The 18702-nt window shown below is 71.0% G+C and carries 20 protein-coding genes and 2 pseudogenes; 9 read left to right on the top strand and 13 right to left on the bottom strand.

What is annotated here, in order from left to right; all coding sequences use genetic code 11:
* Positions 1 to 90: 90 nt before the first annotated feature.
* A pseudogene (locus tag GTY58_RS16280) lies at positions 91 to 410 on the top strand (hypothetical protein); the annotation flags it as partial.
* A gap of 28 nt (positions 411 to 438) precedes the next feature.
* Here the strand turns inward: GTY58_RS16280 and GTY58_RS16285 are convergent.
* Positions 439 to 1023, bottom strand: a complete 585-nt coding sequence (locus GTY58_RS16285; protein ID WP_010984536.1) for a suppressor of fused domain protein — start codon at positions 1021 to 1023, stop codon at positions 439 to 441.
* A gap of 542 nt (positions 1024 to 1565) precedes the next feature.
* Between GTY58_RS16285 and GTY58_RS16290 the strand changes: the two genes are divergently transcribed.
* Complete coding sequence (locus GTY58_RS16290) at positions 1566 to 2681, top strand: magnesium and cobalt transport protein CorA (RefSeq protein ID WP_010984537.1); 1116 nt, start codon at positions 1566 to 1568, stop codon at positions 2679 to 2681.
* A 23-nt stretch (positions 2682 to 2704) separates the two neighbouring features.
* Positions 2705 to 3247, top strand: a complete 543-nt coding sequence (locus tag GTY58_RS16295) for a hypothetical protein (protein WP_010984538.1) — start codon at positions 2705 to 2707, stop codon at positions 3245 to 3247.
* A 206-nt stretch (positions 3248 to 3453) separates the two neighbouring features.
* Here GTY58_RS16295 and GTY58_RS16300 read toward each other — a convergent pair whose 3' ends face one another.
* A complete protein-coding gene (locus GTY58_RS16300; protein WP_010984539.1) occupies positions 3454 to 4218 on the bottom strand; it encodes a hypothetical protein in 765 nt (254 codons plus the stop codon).
* 250 nt (positions 4219 to 4468) lie between these two features.
* On the opposite strand from GTY58_RS16300, the gene GTY58_RS16305 reads away from it, so the two are divergent.
* The 3 genes from GTY58_RS16305 to GTY58_RS16315 are packed head-to-tail and all read left to right on the top strand — an operon-like array spanning position 4469 to position 7530.
* On the top strand, positions 4469 to 5767 hold the full coding sequence (locus GTY58_RS16305; protein WP_010984540.1) for a CBS domain-containing protein: 1299 nt from the start codon (positions 4469 to 4471) through the stop codon (positions 5765 to 5767).
* Positions 5757 to 6353, top strand: a complete 597-nt coding sequence (locus tag GTY58_RS16310) for a DUF1003 domain-containing protein (protein WP_010984541.1) — start codon at positions 5757 to 5759, stop codon at positions 6351 to 6353. Before GTY58_RS16305 ends, GTY58_RS16310 begins: the two co-directional genes overlap by 11 nt.
* Positions 6354 to 6396: 43 nt before the next feature.
* Positions 6397 to 7530 carry an Mrp/NBP35 family ATP-binding protein gene (locus GTY58_RS16315; RefSeq protein WP_010984542.1) on the top strand — a complete coding sequence of 378 codons (1134 nt, stop codon included), beginning with the start codon at positions 6397 to 6399 and terminating at the stop codon, positions 7528 to 7530.
* Positions 7531 to 7669: 139 nt separating this feature from the next.
* Here GTY58_RS16315 and GTY58_RS16320 read toward each other — a convergent pair whose 3' ends face one another.
* From GTY58_RS16320 to sigE, 6 genes and pseudogenes are all read right to left on the bottom strand, one after another.
* A complete protein-coding gene (locus tag GTY58_RS16320; protein WP_037645045.1) occupies positions 7670 to 8326 on the bottom strand; it encodes a hypothetical protein in 657 nt (218 codons plus the stop codon).
* 345 nt (positions 8327 to 8671) lie between these two features.
* Positions 8672 to 9118: a sec-independent translocase gene (locus GTY58_RS16325; RefSeq protein WP_010984544.1), complete on the bottom strand. Its 447-nt coding sequence runs from the start codon at positions 9116 to 9118 to the stop codon at positions 8672 to 8674.
* A gap of 204 nt (positions 9119 to 9322) precedes the next feature.
* Positions 9323 to 10519: pseudogene (locus GTY58_RS16330) on the bottom strand (trypsin-like peptidase domain-containing protein); the annotation flags it as partial.
* A 115-nt stretch (positions 10520 to 10634) separates the two neighbouring features.
* Complete coding sequence (locus GTY58_RS39650; protein ID WP_042493153.1) at positions 10635 to 11495, bottom strand: hypothetical protein; 861 nt, start codon at positions 11493 to 11495, stop codon at positions 10635 to 10637.
* Between the two features lie 139 nt (positions 11496 to 11634).
* Positions 11635 to 12639 carry an anti-sigma factor gene (locus GTY58_RS16335; RefSeq protein ID WP_010984546.1) on the bottom strand — a complete coding sequence of 335 codons (1005 nt, stop codon included), beginning with the start codon at positions 12637 to 12639 and terminating at the stop codon, positions 11635 to 11637.
* A complete protein-coding gene (gene sigE, locus GTY58_RS16340; protein ID WP_037645041.1) occupies positions 12636 to 13337 on the bottom strand; it encodes an RNA polymerase sigma factor SigE in 702 nt (233 codons plus the stop codon). Before sigE ends, GTY58_RS16335 begins: the two co-directional genes overlap by 4 nt.
* A 226-nt stretch (positions 13338 to 13563) precedes the next feature.
* Between sigE and GTY58_RS16345 the strand changes: the two genes are divergently transcribed.
* Complete coding sequence (locus tag GTY58_RS16345; RefSeq protein ID WP_306292875.1) at positions 13564 to 14262, top strand: O-methyltransferase; 699 nt, start codon at positions 13564 to 13566, stop codon at positions 14260 to 14262.
* A gap of 165 nt (positions 14263 to 14427) precedes the next feature.
* Here the strand turns inward: GTY58_RS16345 and GTY58_RS16350 are convergent, their stop codons facing one another.
* Together GTY58_RS16350 and GTY58_RS16355 are read right to left on the bottom strand one after the other, a co-directional pair.
* Complete coding sequence (locus GTY58_RS16350; protein WP_003966491.1) at positions 14428 to 14595, bottom strand: DUF3117 domain-containing protein; 168 nt, start codon at positions 14593 to 14595, stop codon at positions 14428 to 14430.
* Positions 14596 to 14740: 145 nt separating this feature from the next.
* On the bottom strand, positions 14741 to 14905 hold the full coding sequence (locus tag GTY58_RS16355) for a hypothetical protein (protein ID WP_154696725.1): 165 nt from the start codon (positions 14903 to 14905) through the stop codon (positions 14741 to 14743).
* 66 nt (positions 14906 to 14971) lie between these two features.
* On the opposite strand from GTY58_RS16355, the gene GTY58_RS16360 reads away from it, so the two are divergent.
* Positions 14972 to 15775 carry an enoyl-CoA hydratase-related protein gene (locus tag GTY58_RS16360; RefSeq protein WP_010984550.1) on the top strand — a complete coding sequence of 268 codons (804 nt, stop codon included), beginning with the start codon at positions 14972 to 14974 and terminating at the stop codon, positions 15773 to 15775.
* Positions 15776 to 15794: 19 nt separating this feature from the next.
* Here GTY58_RS16360 and GTY58_RS16365 read toward each other — a convergent pair whose 3' ends face one another.
* Both GTY58_RS16365 and GTY58_RS16370 read right to left on the bottom strand, forming a co-directional pair.
* The gene (locus tag GTY58_RS16365; protein ID WP_010984551.1) at positions 15795 to 16376 is read right to left on the bottom strand and encodes a DNA-3-methyladenine glycosylase I; all 582 of its coding nucleotides are present in this window, start codon (positions 16374 to 16376) and stop codon (positions 15795 to 15797) included.
* Positions 16373 to 16729, bottom strand: a complete 357-nt coding sequence (locus tag GTY58_RS16370) for a DivIVA domain-containing protein (protein ID WP_010984552.1) — start codon at positions 16727 to 16729, stop codon at positions 16373 to 16375. The genes GTY58_RS16365 and GTY58_RS16370 overlap by 4 nt, the downstream gene beginning before the upstream one ends.
* Positions 16730 to 16961: 232 nt before the next feature.
* Here GTY58_RS16370 and folP point away from each other — a divergent pair, with 232 nt between their 5' ends.
* Entirely contained in the window at positions 16962 to 17822 is an 861-nt protein-coding gene (folP, locus tag GTY58_RS16375; RefSeq protein WP_010984553.1) for a dihydropteroate synthase, read from the top strand.
* Between the two features lie 45 nt (positions 17823 to 17867).
* Here folP and GTY58_RS16380 read toward each other — a convergent pair whose 3' ends face one another.
* Complete coding sequence (locus GTY58_RS16380) at positions 17868 to 18626, bottom strand: TIGR00730 family Rossman fold protein (RefSeq protein ID WP_010984554.1); 759 nt, start codon at positions 18624 to 18626, stop codon at positions 17868 to 17870.
* Positions 18627 to 18702: the final 76 nt, after the last annotated feature.

Consider the following 18702-nt stretch of genomic DNA (forward strand, 5'->3'; position numbering starts at 1 on the left):
TCCCGCCCGGCCAGGAGAAACTAGATGTAGCTGACATTAATCAGATCGACCAGCTTAATGTGTGCATACGTCAACGATCTCGTCGAGGGCTACCGGTCGGGCGCGGTCTTCTTCGCCGGGGGCCTGCTGCTCGCCGTCGACGCACTCGTCCTCGGCTACGGCTACCGCTACGGCAGCCACACCACCGCCGTCGTCTGCACGATCCTGCCCGGTGCCTTCATCGGCGTGAACAACGCGGTCTGCACCGCGCCGGCCCGGGCATCTCGGAAGCACCGCGCCCGGTGGCGAGCGCGGGCTGCAACTTCGTCCGGTGGTTCGCGGTCGCGGCGGCGCCGTACTTCGCGCCGAAGATCAAGGAGCCGGAGCGGCGGCACGCCACGCGGGACGACGTCACGGTCGTCGTCAACTGACCGTTTCCGGCCAGGTGGTGAGCCCGGCTCAGTCCAGCGGAACGGATCTGCGTGACGGATCGCGCAGGTCCGTTCCGCCGGCGAGCCACCGCTCCTGAAGGGCCTGCGCCCCGTGCACACGCTTCCACGCGGCCTCGTTCGGCGTCATCGGGAGCAGCGGCAGGAAACGTACGGGATCGGCGGGCTCGTCCAGCTCCAGATCCTCGACCAGACCGCCGGACTCGGCGACCAGTACGGAGCTGAACGGAGCGCCGGGCCACAGGGGTTCGCCCACGTCGAGCGAGGCGCCGGGGGCCACGACAAGGCCCTCGACCTGCGGGGACGCGGCGAGGACGGCGAGCGGGCGGAGCACCTTGTCGGTGTCGGCGCCGCCTGCGCGTACCGACAGGACGAGCTCCGCGCGCGGGCCCTTCACCTGGTCGGCGACGACCGCCGTGGGGTCCGTCATCGGCTGGGCCGACATACCGAGGGTCGCGTACCGGACGACGTCCCCCGCTGTGAAGCGCAGCACTTCGATGCGGTCCGTGCCGAGGAAGGTGACCGCGGCCCGCGCGTCGGGTTCGCCCAGTGCCGCACGCAACCGGGCCTCGACCAGAGGAAGAACATCAGCCATGAGCCGAGCATAGAACTCGTCAGTAACGGGCAAAGCGGCGGCTTGACGCTTCTGTGCGCTGATAGTGTTGGCCGCTGGTCGGGGCAGCACGCAGAAGCGTCGCTCTCAAGTCTCGGCTCAGGTCTCGACGCACTGAGACTCCCCTACGGGGGCTCCCTACGGGGAATGGATCGTCCCTCACGGGGGACCGGCCGGAGGAGGTGGGGCTGCAATGGACCGAAGTCGACCGTGCAGTACCACCCGCTCTTCCGACCGCTGAGTCACGTAGCTCTCGCTTCGCTTTCGCGCTGTTGCCGGCTGCCGCCTCTCACGTTCGCATCCTGTTCTGCCTGGTGCCCGACGGAAGAGCACTTCGTTACCGCCTGATCTGACTCACCCGAGTTCGCCCGAGTCAGTGCTGATCTGAATCAGTAGTGAAGCAACCACCGCGACGGTGCGGTGCTCCCCGCTTTGTGGACGTGCCAAACATCCGCAGTCAGGACGTCCCCATTCCGGGCAGTTTCAACCGTCGCCGGTTGCCTTCAGTTGCGAAGGAGCCTGCCATGTCGATGATCCGTGACCTCCGTGCCGCGGTCCGCCCGTCCCGTCCCTCGATGCGCAAGGACGGCAGTGCGTACGACACCACGCGTGACCCCTCGACGCCCTCCGCCGTCGTCGACTGCGCCATCTACCGCGACGGCGCCCGCGTCGCGACCGACCGGCCGCTCACCCCGCACGAGGCGATGCGCCAGGTGCGGCGCGACGGGGGCTTCGTGTGGATCGGCCTGCATGAGCCGACGGAAGCCGAATTCGCCGGTATCGCGGGCGAGTTCGGGCTGCACCCGCTGGCCGTCGAGGACGCCGTCCAGGCGCACCAGCGGCCGAAGCTGGAGCGCTACGACGACTCCCTCTTCACCGTCTTCAAGACCATCCACTACGTGGAGCACGACCAGCTGACCGCCAACAGCGAGGTCGTCGAGACCGGCGAGGTCATGTGCTTCACCGGCCGGGACTTCTTCATCACCGTGCGGCACGGCGGGCAGGGCTCGCTGCGGGCGCTGCGGCACCGGCTCCAGGACGACCCCGAGCTGCTCGCGAAGGGGCCCTCGGCGGTGCTCCACGCGATCGCCGACCACGTCGTCGACGGCTACATCGCGGTCGCGGACGCGGTGCAGGACGACATCGACGAGGTGGAGACGGAGGTGTTCTCGCCGGGCCGGAAGGGAACGCCGCGCGGTACGGACGCGGGCCGTATCTACCAACTCAAGCGTGAGGTGCTGGAGTTCAAGCGGGCGGTCTCGCCGCTGCTGAGGCCCATGCAGCTGCTGAGTGAGCGACCGATGCGACTGATCGACCCGGACATCCAGAAGTACTTCCGGGACGTGGCGGACCACCTCGCCCGGGTCCAGGAGCAGGTGCTGGGCTTCGACGAGCTGCTCAACTCGATCCTCCAGGCCAACCTCGCGCAGGCGTCCGTCGCGCAGAACGAGGACATGCGCAAGATCACGTCCTGGGCGGCGATCATCGCCGTACCGACGATGGTGTGCGGGGTGTACGGCATGAACTTCGAGCACATGCCGGAGCTGCACTGGCGGTTCGGGTACCCGGTGATCATGAGCGTCACCGTGGTGCTGTGTCTGGGCATCCACCGCGCCCTGAAGCGCAACGGCTGGCTGTGACGGGGCCTGGTTAGGCTTGCGCCATGACGGAACAGCTGCTCGACCGGGCCCTCGTCGAGGAGGCCACCAAGAAGTCCGGACTCATCTGGGTCCGGGGCGACGGCGCACCGGCTCCCGACGACCGGGCGCACGGTGTGCCGACGCGCCCTCTGTGGCACGCGTGGCACGCGGGTGCGGTGTGCCTGGTCGGCGACGGGCCGGGTGAGCAGCCACTGCCCGGGCTGGTCGACGGCGGGGGCGCGACGGTGACCGTCCGCAGCAAGGACAAGGGTGGCCGGCTCGTCACGTGGTCGGCGAAGGTGGTGGAGCTGGCGCCGGGTTCCCCCGAGTGGGCGGCCGCGGTGGCCGAGCTGAAGGGCAAGCGCCTGAACGCGCCGGACGGCGAGGCGATGCCGGAGCGCTGGGCGCGCGAATGCCGGGTGCTGCGGCTGGAACCGCTCGGCGACACGGCCGAGCTGCCGACGGACTCACTGGCGGCGGCACCGCTGCCGACGCCTGCGACGACCCGCCACCCGATCCCGGCGGCACTCCCCCGGCTGCTCCTGAAGCGGCGCAAGCGCGGCTGAGGGCCGCGGGTGCGGCTCCGGCGGGGCGCACCCGCTTCAGGAACGGTTCGGTGCCGGTGAATAGGATCGTCGCGCGGCAGCCGCCCGACCCGGGAAGCGGGCCGACGTGCGGCAGCGGCTCTCTCCGCCGCGACGGCGCACGGCCACGTCCGCACCGCACCCGCGCCCCGGCCCCGTACGTCCCCTACGACGTCGTACGACGTCGGCTACGACGTCGGCAGCTGTTGCCCGTAGTCCACCGTCTCCTTCTTCGACGGCTCCTTCAGGGCGAAGCCCTTCCCCCAGTCCGTCAGGCTGAGGGTGCCCGCGCCCCCCGCTCGCACCAGGCGCAGCGGATACGGCTTGCCCTCCAGGGAGACGTCCAGCGTGCCGCCGGAGCCCTTCTCGCCGGTGATGCGGATCGTGCGGACGCCGCTCTGATCGTGGTGGCCGTCCGTCGCCAGGGTGCCGTGCAGCGTGAGCAGACCGTCCAGCAGCACGCTCTTGTCCGTGAAGCCGCTGAAGCGCTTGTACGCCGGATCCCCGGTCGGCACCTTCACGTACTTGTCGTCGAGCTTGTCCGCGGCCGCGTCCCCCGCGTCACTGGATCCGCCGCCGCCCTGGCCGCCCTGGTGGCTCCAGAAGTCCGCGCCCGCCTTCAGGAACAGGTGCCGGCCCACCCGCAGCAGCCGGAAGGTCGCTCCCTTCGAGGTGACCGACCCGCTGGCGCCGTCCTCCTTGAGGCGCATGTCGAGCCGGTACGTACGTCCGTTGGTCACCACGGTGCCCGACAGCCGTACCGTGTCCGCGGCCTCCGCGGCCGCACGCGTCCGGCTCTGGATCTTCTCGGCCGGCAGCTTGCCGACCCCGTTCGTGCCCGCGTCCGGATCGCTACTACTGCACCCCGTCAGCCCCGTCCCGGTCACGACCAGTGCGCACGTCGCGCTCACCAGTGCGGCCCTGCGGGTACGACCCTGGGGAATTGCAGTCACAGGTGGGGCTGCCTTTCATGCGGATGTCCTCATCGGCGTACGGCAGCGTACCGGTGCCCGCCACGCCCACCGGAGCCAGTCCGTCCGGACCGCCCACCAGGGCGTATCCGACCGGGACGGGCTAGCCTGAAGCCCATCCGAGCGGACATACGAGCAGGAAACCAACCGGTACGAACCGAAGCGGCCCGAACAGACCCGGCAGGCACGGACCCCGCAGGAAACGGACCCCGTAGGAAGAGGAGGCGCTGGCATGGTGGCAGGCGCCCCCAGGATCTTCGTCTCGCACCTCTCCGGTGTCCCCGTCTTCGACCCGAACGGCGACCAGGTGGGCCGCGTCCGCGATCTTGTCGCCATGCTCCGCGTCGGCCGCCGTCCGCCCCGGCTGCTCGGGCTGGTGGTCGAACTGTCCACCCGGCGCCGCATCTTCCTGCCCATGACCCGTGTGACCGGCATCGAGTCCGGCCAGGTCATCACCACCGGCGTGCTCAACGTGCGCCGCTTCGAACAGCGGCCCACCGAGCGGCTGGTCTTCGGTGAGCTGCTCGACCGGCGCGTCCGGCTCGTGGAGACGGGCGAGGAGGTGACCGTCCTCGACGTGGCCGTCCAGCAGCTTCCGGCCCGGCGGGAATGGGAGATCGACCGGGTCTTCGTGCGGAAGGGCCGGAGCGGGGCCTTCCGGCGCACCAAGGGCGAGACCCTGACCGTCGAATGGTCCGCCGTCACCGGGTTCTCGCTGGAGGAGGACGGGCAGGGCGCGGAGAGCCTGCTGGCCACCTTCGAGCAGCTGCGCGCGGCCGACCTCGCGAACGTCATGCACCACCTGTCCCCGAAGCGGCGCGGAGAGGTGGCGCTCGCACTGGACGACGACCGCCTCGCCGACGTCCTCGAGGAACTCCCCGAGGACGACCAGATCGAGATCCTCAGCAAGCTCAAGGAGGAGCGCGCGGCCGACGTCCTGGAGGCGATGGACCCGGACGACGCGGCCGACCTGCTCGGCGAACTGCCCGAGGAGGACGTGGAGCGGCTGCTGACGCTGATGCGGCCCGACGAAGCGGCGGACGTACGGCGGCTGATGGCGTACGAGGAGCGGACCGCCGGTGGCCTGATGACGACCGAGCCCATCGTGCTGCGGCCCGACGCCACGGTCGCCGACGCGCTCGCCCGGGTCCGCAACGCCGACCTGTCCCCCGCGCTCGCCGCCCAGGTGTACGTGTGCCGCCCGCCGGACGAGACGCCGACCGGCAAGTACCTGGGCACGGCGCACTTCCAGCGGCTGCTGCGCGACCCGCCGTACACACTGGTCAGCTCGATCCTCGACGACGATCTGCAACCGCTCGCCCCGGACGCCGCGCTGCCCGTCGTCGCGGGCTTCTTCGCCACCTACGACATGGTCGCCGCGCCCGTCGTCGACGAGAGCGGCTCGCTGCTCGGCGCGGTGACCGTGGACGACGTACTGGACCACATGCTGCCCGAGGACTGGCGCGAGACGGAGTTCCACCTGGACGACGGGCCCGGCGCCGACGGCTCGGAGGCACCCCATGGCCCCTGAGCGCGAGATCCGCGAACGAACGGCGTCCGGGGCGATCGCCGCCACCCGGCCCCGTACCCGGCTCGACCAGCCGAAGCCGCAACGCCGCAGGCTGCTGCCCGAGTGGGACCCGGAGGCCTTCGGGCGGCTCTCGGAGCGGATCGCGCGGTTCCTGGGCACCGGGCGGTTCATCGTCTGGATGACGGTCGTCATCATCCTGTGGGTGGTGTGGAACGTCGCCGCCCCCGGCGAGTGGCGCTTCGACACCTACCCGTTCATCTTCCTGACGCTGATGCTGTCGCTGCAGGCCTCCTATGCCGCCCCGCTGATCCTGCTCGCGCAGAACCGCCAGGCCGACCGCGACCGGGTCAACCTCGAACAGGACCGCAAACAGAACGAGCGCTCGATCGCCGACACCGAATACCTCACCCGCGAGATCGCCGCGCTGCGCATCGGCCTCGGTGAGGTGGCCACCCGCGACTGGATCCGCTCGGAGCTCCAGGACCTGGTCAAGGAGCTGGAGGAGCGGTACACCGACGGCCACGGGGACGGCCGCGTCGTATTCCCGGCGGAGCGTGCGCACGGACGTGACGTAGACGACCGCTGACGGGTCTTTCCGGGCCCCCTGTGCAGCGCCGTACCATCGTCCTATGGCTACGGAAGACGCGGTGCGTGAAGCACTGGCGACGGTGAACGACCCCGAGATCCAGCGACCCATCACCGAGCTGGGGATGGTCAAATCGGTGGAGATCGGTGCGGACGGAGCGGTCGCGGTCACCGTGTATCTGACCGTCTCCGGCTGCCCGATGCGCGAGACCATCACGACGAACGTGACGAAGGCGGTCTCGGCGGTCGAGGGCGTCACGCGCGTCGACGTGACCCTGGACGTGATGAGCGACGAGCAGCGCCGCGAGCTGGCGACCGCGCTGCGCGGCGGCCAGGCCGAGCGCGAGGTGCCCTTCGCCAAGCCCGGCTCCCTGACCCGGGTGTACGCGGTCGCCTCCGGCAAGGGCGGCGTCGGCAAGTCGTCGGTGACGGTGAACCTGGCGGCGGCGATGGCGGCCGACGGCCTCAAGGTCGGCGTCGTCGACGCGGACATCTACGGCCACTCCGTGCCGCGCATGCTCGGCGCCGACGGCAGGCCCACCCAGGTCGAGAACATGATCATGCCGCCGTCCGCGAACGGCGTGAAGGTCATCTCGATCGGCATGTTCACCCCGGGCAACGCACCGGTCGTATGGCGCGGCCCGATGCTCCACCGCGCCCTCCAGCAGTTCCTCGCGGACGTCTACTGGGGCGACCTGGACGTCCTCCTCCTCGACCTCCCGCCGGGCACGGGCGACATCGCGATCTCCGTCGCGCAGCTCGTCCCGAACGCGGAGATCCTCGTCGTCACGACCCCGCAGCAGGCCGCGGCCGAGGTCGCCGAGCGGGCGGGCTCCATCGCCGTCCAGACCCACCAGAAGATCGTCGGCGTGGTCGAGAACATGGCGGGGCTGCCCTGCCCGCACTGCGACGAGATGGTCGACGTGTTCGGCACGGGCGGCGGCCAGTCGGTGGCCGACGGCCTGACCCGCACGACCGGCGCGACCGTCCCGGTCCTCGGCTCCATCCCGATCGACGTCCGTCTGCGCGAGGGCGGCGACGAGGGCAAGCCGGTCGTCCTGACCGATCCCGACTCCCCGGCCGGCTCGGCCCTGCGCGCGATCGCGGGCAAGCTGGGCGGCCGCCAGCGCGGTCTGTCGGGCATGTCGCTGGGGATCACGCCCCGGAACAAGTTCTAGGCGACCGAGTTCCGCGCGAACGAGTTCCGCGCGGACAGCTTCCGGGAGGACAACTTCCGGGAGGACAACTTCCGGGAGGCCAAGCTCTGGGGCGGACAAGCTCCAGGCCTGCCCGTACGGCAACCCTGCCGCGTCCGCGCTACGCGTACGCCGCGATGTCCTTGATCACCGAGAAGCCCAGCCCGTACGCGCTCATCCCGCGCCCGTACGCGCCCACGTGGACGCCTTCCTGGGTGGAGCCGGCGAGGACCCAGCCGAACTCGGACTCCCGGTAGTGGAAGGACGAGGGGACCCCGTCCACGGGGAGGGACAGCGTGGACCAGTCGGGGCCGGCCAGGTCGTCGGCCAGGACCCACGCCGTCTCGGTCTGCTGGTCCAGCCAGTCGTCCCGCAGGGTGTGGTCCATCTGGCCGGGCCAGGTGACGGACAACAGCCCCACACCCGCGAGCCAGGCCGCGGAGGAGACCGAGGTGGCCTCGAGCAGGCCCGTGCCGTCGGCACTGCGCCTGACGGGGTTGGCCGCGACGGTCACCACGACCGCGAACCGCTCCTTGTCCTCCGTCGACTCACCGCGCACGGTGGGCTCCTCGCCGTGCCCGATCGAACCGTGCTCCACCGCACCGTCGGCCGCGGTGCCCACCTGCATCAGCCAGCGCGGGCCCGTGAACGCCTCGTCGAGGCCGTACCAAGGAAAGGGCGCCAGCAGGTAGCCGTCGACCGTGCGCCGGGCGGAGGGGAACTGCTGTCCGCCCTCCGCGGCCGGCGCCTGCGCGCCCACCCGACTCGTCGTCTCCATACCCGGACGCCTCCTAGCTCTCGTCGGACCCGAGCGGCCCGCCCCCCACGGGCGTCCTCGCTCTCCAACGGTCCGCACAACAACTGGGCAGCATAGCCACAGCGTTCCGAGCTGCCGGGAAACGCCCGGCGCGTACGGCGTCGTACGGGTCGTTTTCAGGCCGCTCGCGCGCTCCTGAGCCTATGGCCTGCGTCACGTTCCAGGCAGAGCGCGGGCCATGTCCGTACGGCCGCGGCGGTATGGCTGTACGGGTCAGCCGGCGCCGCGGGTACGGCTCAGGCGGCGTCCGTGGGACGGGTCAGCCGACGTCACGGGTACGGCTCAGGCGGCGTCCGTCTGGACGAATCAGGTGGCGTCCGCGTCGAAGGGCGGGCGCTCGTCCGCTTCGAGCTGCTCGCGCTTCTTCGTCATGTCGACCGTGCCGCCGGCGGAGCCGTTGGCCGACGAGGAGGAGGCGGAGGTCTCGGACTCACGGCCGTGCACCGCGTCCGTGACCTCGGCCATCTCCTTCTTCAGGTCGAAGCCGTTGCGGATCTCCTTGAGCCCCAGCTCGTCGTTGTCCAGCTGCTTGCGGATGAACGTCTTGGGGTTGAGATCCTCGAACTCGAAGTCCTTGAACTCCGGACCGAGTTCCTCCCGTATGTCCTGCTTGGCGCTCTCCGAGAACTCGCGGATCTTACGGATGGTGCGCGTGACGTCCTGGATCATCTTCGGAAGCTTGTCCGGGCCGAAGACGAGCACAGCAAGGACAACGAGCGTCACCAGCTCAAGCGGTCCTATGTCATTGAACACCTTGCAGCTCCTTGCGATGTCCTCGGCCCTCGGCAGGTCTTTCCGTGGTCCGGGCCGGGTCCACGGTACCCGGGGTTCCCGTCCGACCGGTACTGTCCCGAGGCCTTCGACCGCGTGTACACACCCGGTTTTCCGGGATGTTTGCCTAGTGAGACCCGGTTTCGGGCCGTACCTGTGAAGTTGGTGTCAGTTGCCGCGGCTCCGTCAGGCCCCGGACGCGGAGCCCAGGACGAGGGTGACCGGCTTCTCCTTGCCGTCGCGTTCGACGGTCAGCGCCAGGCGGTCGCCGGGGCGGTGGGCGCGGATCTTGACGATGAGTTCCTCCCCGGAGTGGATGCGCTGCCCGTCGACCTCGGTGATGACGTCCCCGGCCTGGATGCCGGCCCGGTCGCCGGGGCCGCCCCGCGTCACCGGGGACCCGCCGTCGTTGCTCTTCGTGCCGACCCGCGCGCCGTCGCCCGTGTAGTCCATGTCGAGGGTCACGCCGATCACGGGGTGGGTGGCCCTGCCGGTGTTGATCAGCTCCTCCGCGACCCGCTTGGCCTGGTTGACCGGGATGGCGAAGCCGAGCCCGATGGAACCGGCCTGGCCGCTCTGGTCGGAGCTGCTGTCGGCGGAGCGGATGGCGGAGTTGATGCCGACGACCCGGGCCTTGGAGTCGAGGAGAGGGCCGCCCGAGTTGCCGGGGTTGATGGGGGCGTCGGTCTGGAGCGCGTCCACGTACGAGACGTCGCTGCCGTCGCCCTTCTCACCGCCGGCGGTGATGGGCCGCTCCTTGGCGCTGATGATCCCTGAGGTGACGGTGTTCGCGAGGTCGAAGGGCGCGCCGATGGCGACGACCGGGTCGCCGACCTGGACGTTGTCGGAGTTGCCGAGGGGCATGGGCTTGAGCCCGCCGACCCCGCTCACCTTGACGACGGCGAGGTCATAGCCGCTGTCCCGTCCGACGACGGTGGCCTTTGCGGTCTCGCCGCCGCTGAAGGTCACGGATATCTCGCCGCTCGATCCGGCCGGTTCGACGACGTGGTTGTTGGTCAGGATGTGCCCGCGGCCGTCGAGTACGAAGCCGGTGCCGGTGCCCTCCGCGGCGGAGCCCTTGACGTGCAGGGTCACCACGCTGGGCAGCGCGCGGGCGGCGATCCCCGCGACGCTGTCCGCGGCCCGCTCCTCGGACTCCTGGCCGGCCTGCGGCAGCTCCACGTCCGTGACCCCGCCGGTGCGCTCCAGATACACGCCGACGGCTCCGCCGATCCCGCCGGAGACGAGGGCGAGGACCACGGCTCCCAGCACGAGCACCCTGACTCGCGCGCTTGCGCCGCTCCTCCCGGGAGCGCGACTGCGGTGCCTCGTCTGGTGCACGGGGGCGGAGGTGGCGGCCCATGGGTCGTAGTTTTGCCAGGGGGCGGACATGGGGCTGCGGCCGGCGACGCGGGGCCGCCCAGTTGGGCTCGCCATGCGTCGGTGCCCAGGGCGCCGTGCGTCCGGTGTCCCGAGGGCGCGGCATGTGCCTGGGCAGTCATGGGAGGCGCTCTCGGGCGGCGTGCCTGTTGGGCGGGCGTGGTCGCCTGGGCAACTGGACGGGCGGAGCCCGCTGCCCAGGGCCCCCGCATGCCCGTACCGCGTGGGTGCTGTAGGGATCGGGATCGTGCAGCGGCTTGGGCCGGTCGACGGGAACACCGCCCGGGGCATCGGCCGGGGTGCCGGGCACGGCCGCCGCGGGGGCGGCTTCGCCCTCGGCTTCGACGGTCGTGTGGGCAGCACCGGCGGGAGCGTGGGCCGCGGCGGCAGAAGCGTCGGCCGCGTCGACGGACGCGTCGGCCACACCGGCGGACGCGGCGTCGGGCGAAACGCGGGACACCGCCGGCACGGGGGCGACTTCGGCATCGGCAGACGCGGGGCCCGCGGCAACGGCCAGGTCAGCCGCAGCAGACGTCTCCTGGGCCGCTTCGGCCGTCGCGTCCGGCGCCGTCGCGCCGGTGGGTACCTCGTCGGACGGACCGCTCCCCCGGCGCGTCGAAGCCGGGCGCTCCAACTCGAAGTCCCCGTCGCCGACGGGGACTTCACGTACGGGCACCCCGACCGGCCGACTGAGCTCGAAGTCGCCGTCGGACTCAGCCGACTCGGCCACGCCGCTGACCGCCCCACCGGCGCCGGCGCCGGCATCGGCACCCGCACCCGCACCCGCACCCGCACCCGTCACCGCGTCAGTCGGTCCACCGTCCGTGGAAGCCGCCGCGCCGGAGCGTCCCTCGGGCGAACCCACCCCGCCGCTCTCCACCGCGTCCGGCTCCGGCGGGCCCCCGAACGGGTCGGCACCCCCCGCGGGCACCCGCGGGCGGCTCCACCACTTCGGCTTCGTGGGCTTCCCCTCGTTCATGCTCTCCCCACACCCGGCCCGCGGCGCTACGGCGCCCGCGGTCACCGCAGAATCGTCGATTCCGCGCTCGGATCCCTCCCACGAACGCGGCTCACCATGGATTCAACCAGGTTCACGGGCCGCGGCGCAGAGGTCGGGTTCAGGGTGCGGTGGGGGAGGTGGGAGAGGGGAACGAGGTGGCGTCCGGCGCGACGAGCAGGCCGGGTGCGGTGACACCCGCCGCCGTCGACCATGAGGACAGCGCGACCGGTGCCGCCTCGGTGAGCGGACGTATGAGGGGGGACATCACGGCGGCACCGGCCACCACGGGAGCGGTCAGCGTGTGCAGGTCCGGCAGCTTCCGGGCCGCCGGGGTGGGGGCTCCGGGCAGCAGCGGCGCCGACACCTCGGTGGGCGCGACAGCGGTCTCGCCGAGCGAGCGCTGTCCCTGGCCGAGGAGCGGGCCGACGGAGCGACGGCGCTGGGACTCCGGCGCCGTGGCGGCTCCGGCGCCCGGAGTGCGCATCGGTGTCACATTGCTTCCGGAGCCCGATCCGCCCCGCGCGTCGGCCGCGGTGTCGGTCGGCACCCCGGTCGCCGACACTCCGCCGAGCGCGATCGCGGCCAGCGACACCGCTCCGGCGGCGACGAAGGCGAACCGCATGCCGCGCGTGGCCGACCGCTCGGCCTCGTGCCGGCTGACGTCATGGATGCGGAAGCCACGGTCCCCGGACAGGGCCCGGTCCTCGGACGGTGACAGCGCGGTGGCGTGCGGCCCGGAAGGGACGTAGCCGAAAGACGTCTCACCCCTCACTCCGAAGACCCCGGCGCCCCCAGGGACTCCGGGCCTGCCGGACAGTCTTCTGCCGAAGCCTCCCCCGTCGAGCGGCGAACCACTGCCGTCGGAGTCGCCTCCCCCGGGCAGCCCCTGGAGGCGTGCCAGGAAGCTCTCGGAGGGGGGTGGCGGGGCCACTTCCGCAAAGACGTTCTTCAGTCGGCGCTGTGCGTCGGCCTCGGCCTTGCACTTGGCGCAGGTGGCCAGGTGGGCCAGCACACGCTCGCGCGACTCATGACCGAGCTCCCCGTCCACCAGGGCAGAGAGTCGGTCTCCCAGATGCTGATCCGCAATACGCCGCTCAGCGGAGTTCGGCCGTGTTCCACTCACGCGGACGCGCCCCCTCCTCCCAGCACGGGCACACCCGTGACCGCGAAGGAACGGCGTTCCGCGCGGGCCGCGGGCGAGCGGTGCGCAAGGGCCTTGCGCAGCTGCGAACGTCCGCGGTGGATCCGGCTGCGGACCGTGCCGAGCTTGACGCCCAGGGTCGCGGCGATCTCCTCGTACGACAGCCCTTCGATGTCGCACAGGACGACCGCGGCGCGGAACTCGGGCGCCAGCGTGTCGAGGGCCTGCTGGACGTCCGCGTCGAAGTGCGCGTCGTTGAAGACCTGCTGGGGGGACGGCTCGCGGCTGGGCAGGCGCTCGGCCGCGTCGTCACCGAGGGCGTCGAAGCGGATGCGCTGCTTGCGGCGGACCATGTCCAGGAAGAGGTTCGTGGTGATGCGGTGCAGCCAGCCCTCGAACGTGCCGGGCGTGTACGTCGACAGGGAGCGGAAGACCCGGACGAAGACTTCCTGGGTCAGGTCCTCGGCGTCGTGCTGGTTGCCGGTGAGGCGGTACGCCAGGCGGTAGACCCTGCCGCTGTGCGTGCTGACGATCTCCTCCCAGGTGGGCGGAGTCCACGCCTGCGAGTCCGCGTCGGTGGCGAAGGTCGCGGTCTGCGCGGTGGTGGCAGCGTGGTGCTTGTCAGCGATGTCGGTCACGGATTTCGGCTCACCCGCCGACCTGAGGAAGCGCCGCAGCACTCCTCTCCGATCCACAGGCGCAGCCGCACCTCCCCTATCGGCTCTGGTGGTGTCCAGTGGAGCCCCTACCATAGCCACCTCGCCCGTTAGCTCCGGATAAGCGGTTTTACGAGAATTTGATACGCGCTCATATGACCGCGTCAGCATTTGCTCGACGTCCCGTTCGGCATCCTCATCCATCCACTGCCCCCCGCTGCGATCCACACCCTTCTAAACGCCCGGTCCCATCAGCGGGTTCCCGACACCAACGGATACAGTCACGCCCAGGCAACCACGGGGACAGGAGAGGGTCATTACCGGCAACCGGCAGACGAGCTGGGCGTTCGCCGACGCCTTTGTCGCCGAGGAAGAGGCGCTGCGCTGGGCCCGGGACCGGGCTCGGGAAGCAGGGCTGCGCTCGGTGTCGCCGGGCACCGGCGCGGCACTGCGGTTGCTCGCCGCCACCGTGGACGCCAAGGCCGTCGCGGAGATCGGGACCGGCACCGGAGTCTCCGGGATTCATCTGCTGCACGGCATGCGGCCGGACGGCGTGCTGACCACCGTGGACCCGGAGCCGGAGCGCCAGCAGTTCGCCCGGCAGGCCTTCCGCGCGGCCGGCTTCGCCAGCAACCGTGCCCGCTTCATCCCGGGCCGCGCCCTGGACGTGCTGCCCCGGCTCGCGGACTCGGGCTACGACCTCGTCTTCTGTGACGGTGACCGCCTGGAGTGCCTGGACTATCTCGCTGAATCGTTGCGCCTGCTGCGTCCTGGCGGGCTCGTCGTCTTCGAGGGTGTCTTCGCGGACGGTCGCACGGTGGACTCGGGACCGCAGCCCGCTGAGGTCGGGCGGCTGCGGGAGCTGCTGCGCGCGGTGCGCGAGAGCCCGGATCTGGTGCCCTCGCTGCTGCCGGTGGGCGACGGGCTGCTGTGCGCGGTCAAGCGCTGAGCCGGCGAGCCACGGGCACCAGCCGCTGAAGCCTGGGCACCAGCCCCTGAACAGCGGGTACGTGGGGCACGTACTCGGGTACGTGAGGCACGTACTCCTGGAAAAGCAGCGCCCCGGCACCTACGAGGATGCCGGGGCAGCTGAAAGGGTATGGTCGTTTCCGCGTCAGCCGACGACCTTCTTGAGGGCGTCGCCGAGAGCGTCCGCCTCGTCCGGGGTCAGCTCGACGACGAGCCGACCGCCGCCTTCGAGCGGAACTCGCATGACGATGCCCCGCCCCTCCTTGGTCACCTCGAGCGGGCCATCGCCCGTCCGCGGCTTCATGGCCGCCATGCTCGTTCCCCTTCCTGAAACCAGCTCATCGTCGCCGACGGCCCCATGGGAGGGCACGCGCGCCTGTTGGTAGGACACGCGTCACCGGCATCGAACACATTGCTTCCAGGCCATTATCCCGCATCTCAGGACCCGATGACCAACATCAGTCGGCATCGCTTGGGCAACGCGCGCGAGCAAAACCACTCAATTCGGCGATGTGACTGCGATACTGCGCCGCCGCACGGACTTCTGCCGAGCGGAAACGGTCCTGATTTCTTTGACGCAGGTCACATGTCCGGTCCGGTCCGCCGTCGGTGATCTCCGCCATGCTGTCCTTCGGAAGCAGGGCGTACCGACCGGTACGGCCGAGCCGCGACACCTGAGGGGAACCACCATGGCCGACACCGTGCTCTACGAGGTGAGCGACGGGCTCGCGACGATCACGCTGAACCGCCCCGAGGCGATGAACGCGATGAACATCGCGACCAAGGTCGCCTTCCGGGACGCGGCGCGGACAGCCGCCGACGACGAAGCCGTACGGGCGATCCTGCTCACCGCGGCCGGCGACCGGGCGTTCTGCGTGGGCCAGGACCTGAAGGAGCACATCGGGCTGCTGGCCTCGGACAAGCAGTCCGGGTCGGGGCAGACGATGAGCACCGTGCGCGAGCACTACAACCCGATCGTGCGGGCGCTGACCGGCGCGGCGAAGCCGGTGGTGGCGGCGGTGAACGGGGTCGCGGCCGGGGCGGGTTTCGGTTTCGCGCTCGCCGCGGACTACCGGATCGTGGCGGACACGGCGGCCTTCAACACCTCGTTCGCCGGGGTCGCGCTGACCGCCGACTCCGGGATCTCCTGGACCCTGCCGCGCGTCATCGGCCCGAGCCGCGCCGCCGACCTGTTGCTCTTCCCGCGCAGCATCACCGCGCAGGAGGCGTACGAGTGGGGCATCGCGAACCGGGTGGTCCCCGCCGCCGAACTGCGCGCCGAGGCACAGAAGGTGGCGCGGTCCCTGGCCGAAGGCCCGACCGTGGCGTACGCGGCGCTGAAGGAGTCGCTCGCCTACGGGCTCTCCCACACCCTGGACGAGACCCTGGAGAAGGAGGACGAACTCCAGGCCCGCGCGGGCGCGTCCGAGGACCACGGCATCGCGGTGCAGGCGTTCGTGAACAAGGAGAAGCCGAAGTATCTGGGGCGGTGACCCGGGGCGGGGCCCGGGGTCAGTGGCTCCGGGCCACGCAGTCCGCCAGGTGGTCGTCGACCAGCCCGCACGCCTGCATCAGGGCATACGCCGTCGTCGGGCCGATGAAGCGGATGCCGCGCTTCTTGAGGGTCTTGGAGAGGGCCGTCGACTCGTCGGTGACCGCCGGCACGTCGGCGAGGGTCCTCGGGACGGGGCGGGCGGCCGGATCGGGGGCGAAGGACCAGATCAGCTCGTCCAGTTCACCGGCCGGCCAGTCGGCCAGCACGCGCGCGTTGGCGACCGTCGCCTCGATCTTCAACCGGTTGCGGATGATGCCCGGATCGGCGAGCAGGCGCTCCTTGTCGGCGTCCGTGAAGTCCGCCACCTTGCCGATCTCGAAGCCGGCGAAGGCGGCTCTGAACCCCTCCCGCCGACGCAGGATCGTGATCCAGGACAGGCCCGACTGGAAGGCCTCCAGGCACAGCCGCTCGTACAGCGCGTCGTCGCCGTGGACCGGGCGGCCCCACTCCTCGTCGTGATACGCCACGTAGTCCTCGGTCGACAGGGCCCACGGGCAGCGCAGCACGCCGTCCGAGCCGGCCAGGGCACCGCTGCTCACTGGTGGTCCCCCTGGTCCCCCTCGACGGGCTTGTCCATGGAGACCCTGGCCGTCCGAGCCCCGGCGAGGGCGGACTCCAGATCGGCGATGCGGGCGTCCCGCTCGGCGATCTCGGCGCCGAGGCGGCCCAGGGCGTCGTCCACGTCCGCCATGCGGTAGCCGCGGGGGGCGAGCGGGAAGCGCAGGGCCTCCACATCCGCGCGGTTCACGGGCCGGTCCGGAGGCAGGGGGTCGTCGAGCCGCTCGGCGGCCGCCTCGGGCAGCGGGGCGCTCTCGCCGCCGCCCACCACGGCCAGTGTCACCGCGGCGACCACGACGACGAGCGCGACGACCAGGAAAATGAACATGAACATCGCTGGAGTCCCCACGCTCGGGTGCCGACGCGCAGCGCGTCGGCCGGAAGTGTCGAATCTGTCAGGGTCCGATCGTGCCATGCGGGTCTGACAGTTAAGGTCGCAGGCGGCGCGGGCCTGCCTTTCGGATCGGGTCGGCAGCAGCTTACGACGCCCGACAACCCCGCGGCCCGGGCCTGATCCTAAAGAACAGGCCTGCCGCAGCGGGACGTACTAGGAGAGGTCACAGGGGATGCTCAGGCTGGGCAAGCGTGAATTCGGCACTCACGAGCCGGTGATCATGGCGATCGTGAACCGGACCCCGGACTCCTTCTACGACCAGGGGGCGACCTTCCACGACGAGGCCGCCCTCGCGCGCGTGGAGCGGGCGGTGTCGGAGGGTGCCGCGATCATCGACATCGGCGGCGTCAAGGCGGGTCCCGGCGAGGAGGTGACCGCCGAGGAGGAGGCACGGCGGACGGTGGGATTCGTCGCCGAGGTGCGGCGGCGGCACCCGGACGTGATCATCAGCGTCGACACCTGGCGGCACGAGGTCGGTGCGGCGGTCTGCGAGGCGGGCGCGGATCTGCTCAACGACGCGTGGGGCGGGGTGGATCCGCGGCTGGCGGAGGTGGCGGCGCGGTACGGGGTGGGGCTGGTGTGCACGCACGCGGGGGGCTCTCAGCCGCGGACGCGGCCGCACCGGATCGCGTACGACGACGTCATGGCCGACATCCTGGGGGTCACTCTCGGGCTGGCCGAGCGGGCGGTGGAACTGGGCGTGCCGCGTGAGTCGGTGCTCATCGACCCCGGGCACGACTTCGGGAAGAACACGCGGCACAGCCTGGAGGCGACGCGGCGGCTGGGCGAGATGGTCGAGACGGGCTGGCCGGTGCTGGTCTCCCTCTCCAACAAGGACTTCGTGGGCGAGACGCTCGACAAGCCGGTGAAGGAGCGGGTGTTGGGGACGCTGGCGACGACCGCGGTCTCGGCGTGGCTCGGGGCGCAGGTGTACCGGGTGCACGAGGTGGCGGAGACGCGGCAGGTACTGGACATGGTCGCGTCGATCGCGGGGCACCGGCCCCCGGCGGTGGCCCGTCGGGGGCTCGCGTAGCCGTACGGGTGGCTGCGGGGGGGGCTGTGCGGCCCCCCGGCCGGGCTACCTCCCCGCCTCCTTCGACACCAACCCCACCGCCTCGTCCACGTCGTCCGTCAGGTGGAACAGCAGCAGGTCCTTCTCGGCCGCCTTCCCCTGGCCCACCAGCGTGTGCTTCAGCCAGTCCACGAGACCGCCCCAGTACTCCGTACCGAAGAGGACGATCGGGAAGCGCGTGACCTTCTGGGTCTGGACCAGGGTCAGCGCCTCGAAGAACTCGTCCAGGGTGCCGAGGCCGCCCGGCAGGACGACGAAGCCCTGCGCGTACTTCACGAACATCATCTTGCGGACGAAGAAGTACCGGAAGTTCAGGCCGATGTCGACGTACGGGTTCAGCCCCTGCTCGAACGGCAGCTCGATGCCGAGGCCGACCGAGATGCCCTTCGCCTCACAGGCGCCCTTGTTGGCCGCCTCCATGGCGCCGGGCCCGCCGCCCGTGATCACCGCCCAGCCCGCCTCGACCAGGCCGCGGCCGAGACGCACTCCCGCCTCGTACTCGGGAGAGTCCTCCTTCGTGCGCGCCGAGCCGAACACGCTGATCGCGGGCGGGAGTTCGGCCAGTGTGCCGAAGCCCTCGATGAACTCCGACTGGATGCGCAGCACTCGCCAGGGGTCGGTGTGCACCCAGTCCGAGGGGCCGCCCGCGTCGAGCAGCCGCTGGTCCGTCGTGCTCGACTGCACCTGGTCCCGCCTGCGCAGCACGGGGCCCAGCCGCTGCTCCTCCGGTGGCTGCTTCTTGCCCTCCGGGTTGCCAGTAGGCATGTCCGCTCCCTCCGCTTGCGGTCGTTCCACCCCAGCGTAGATCCAGGGGGGTTACGTACGGGGGACGTGAGCATGT

The sequence above is a fragment of the Streptomyces sp. SID5469 genome (assembly GCF_009862865.1).
GTDB lineage: Bacteria > Actinomycetota > Actinomycetes > Streptomycetales > Streptomycetaceae > Streptomyces > Streptomyces avermitilis.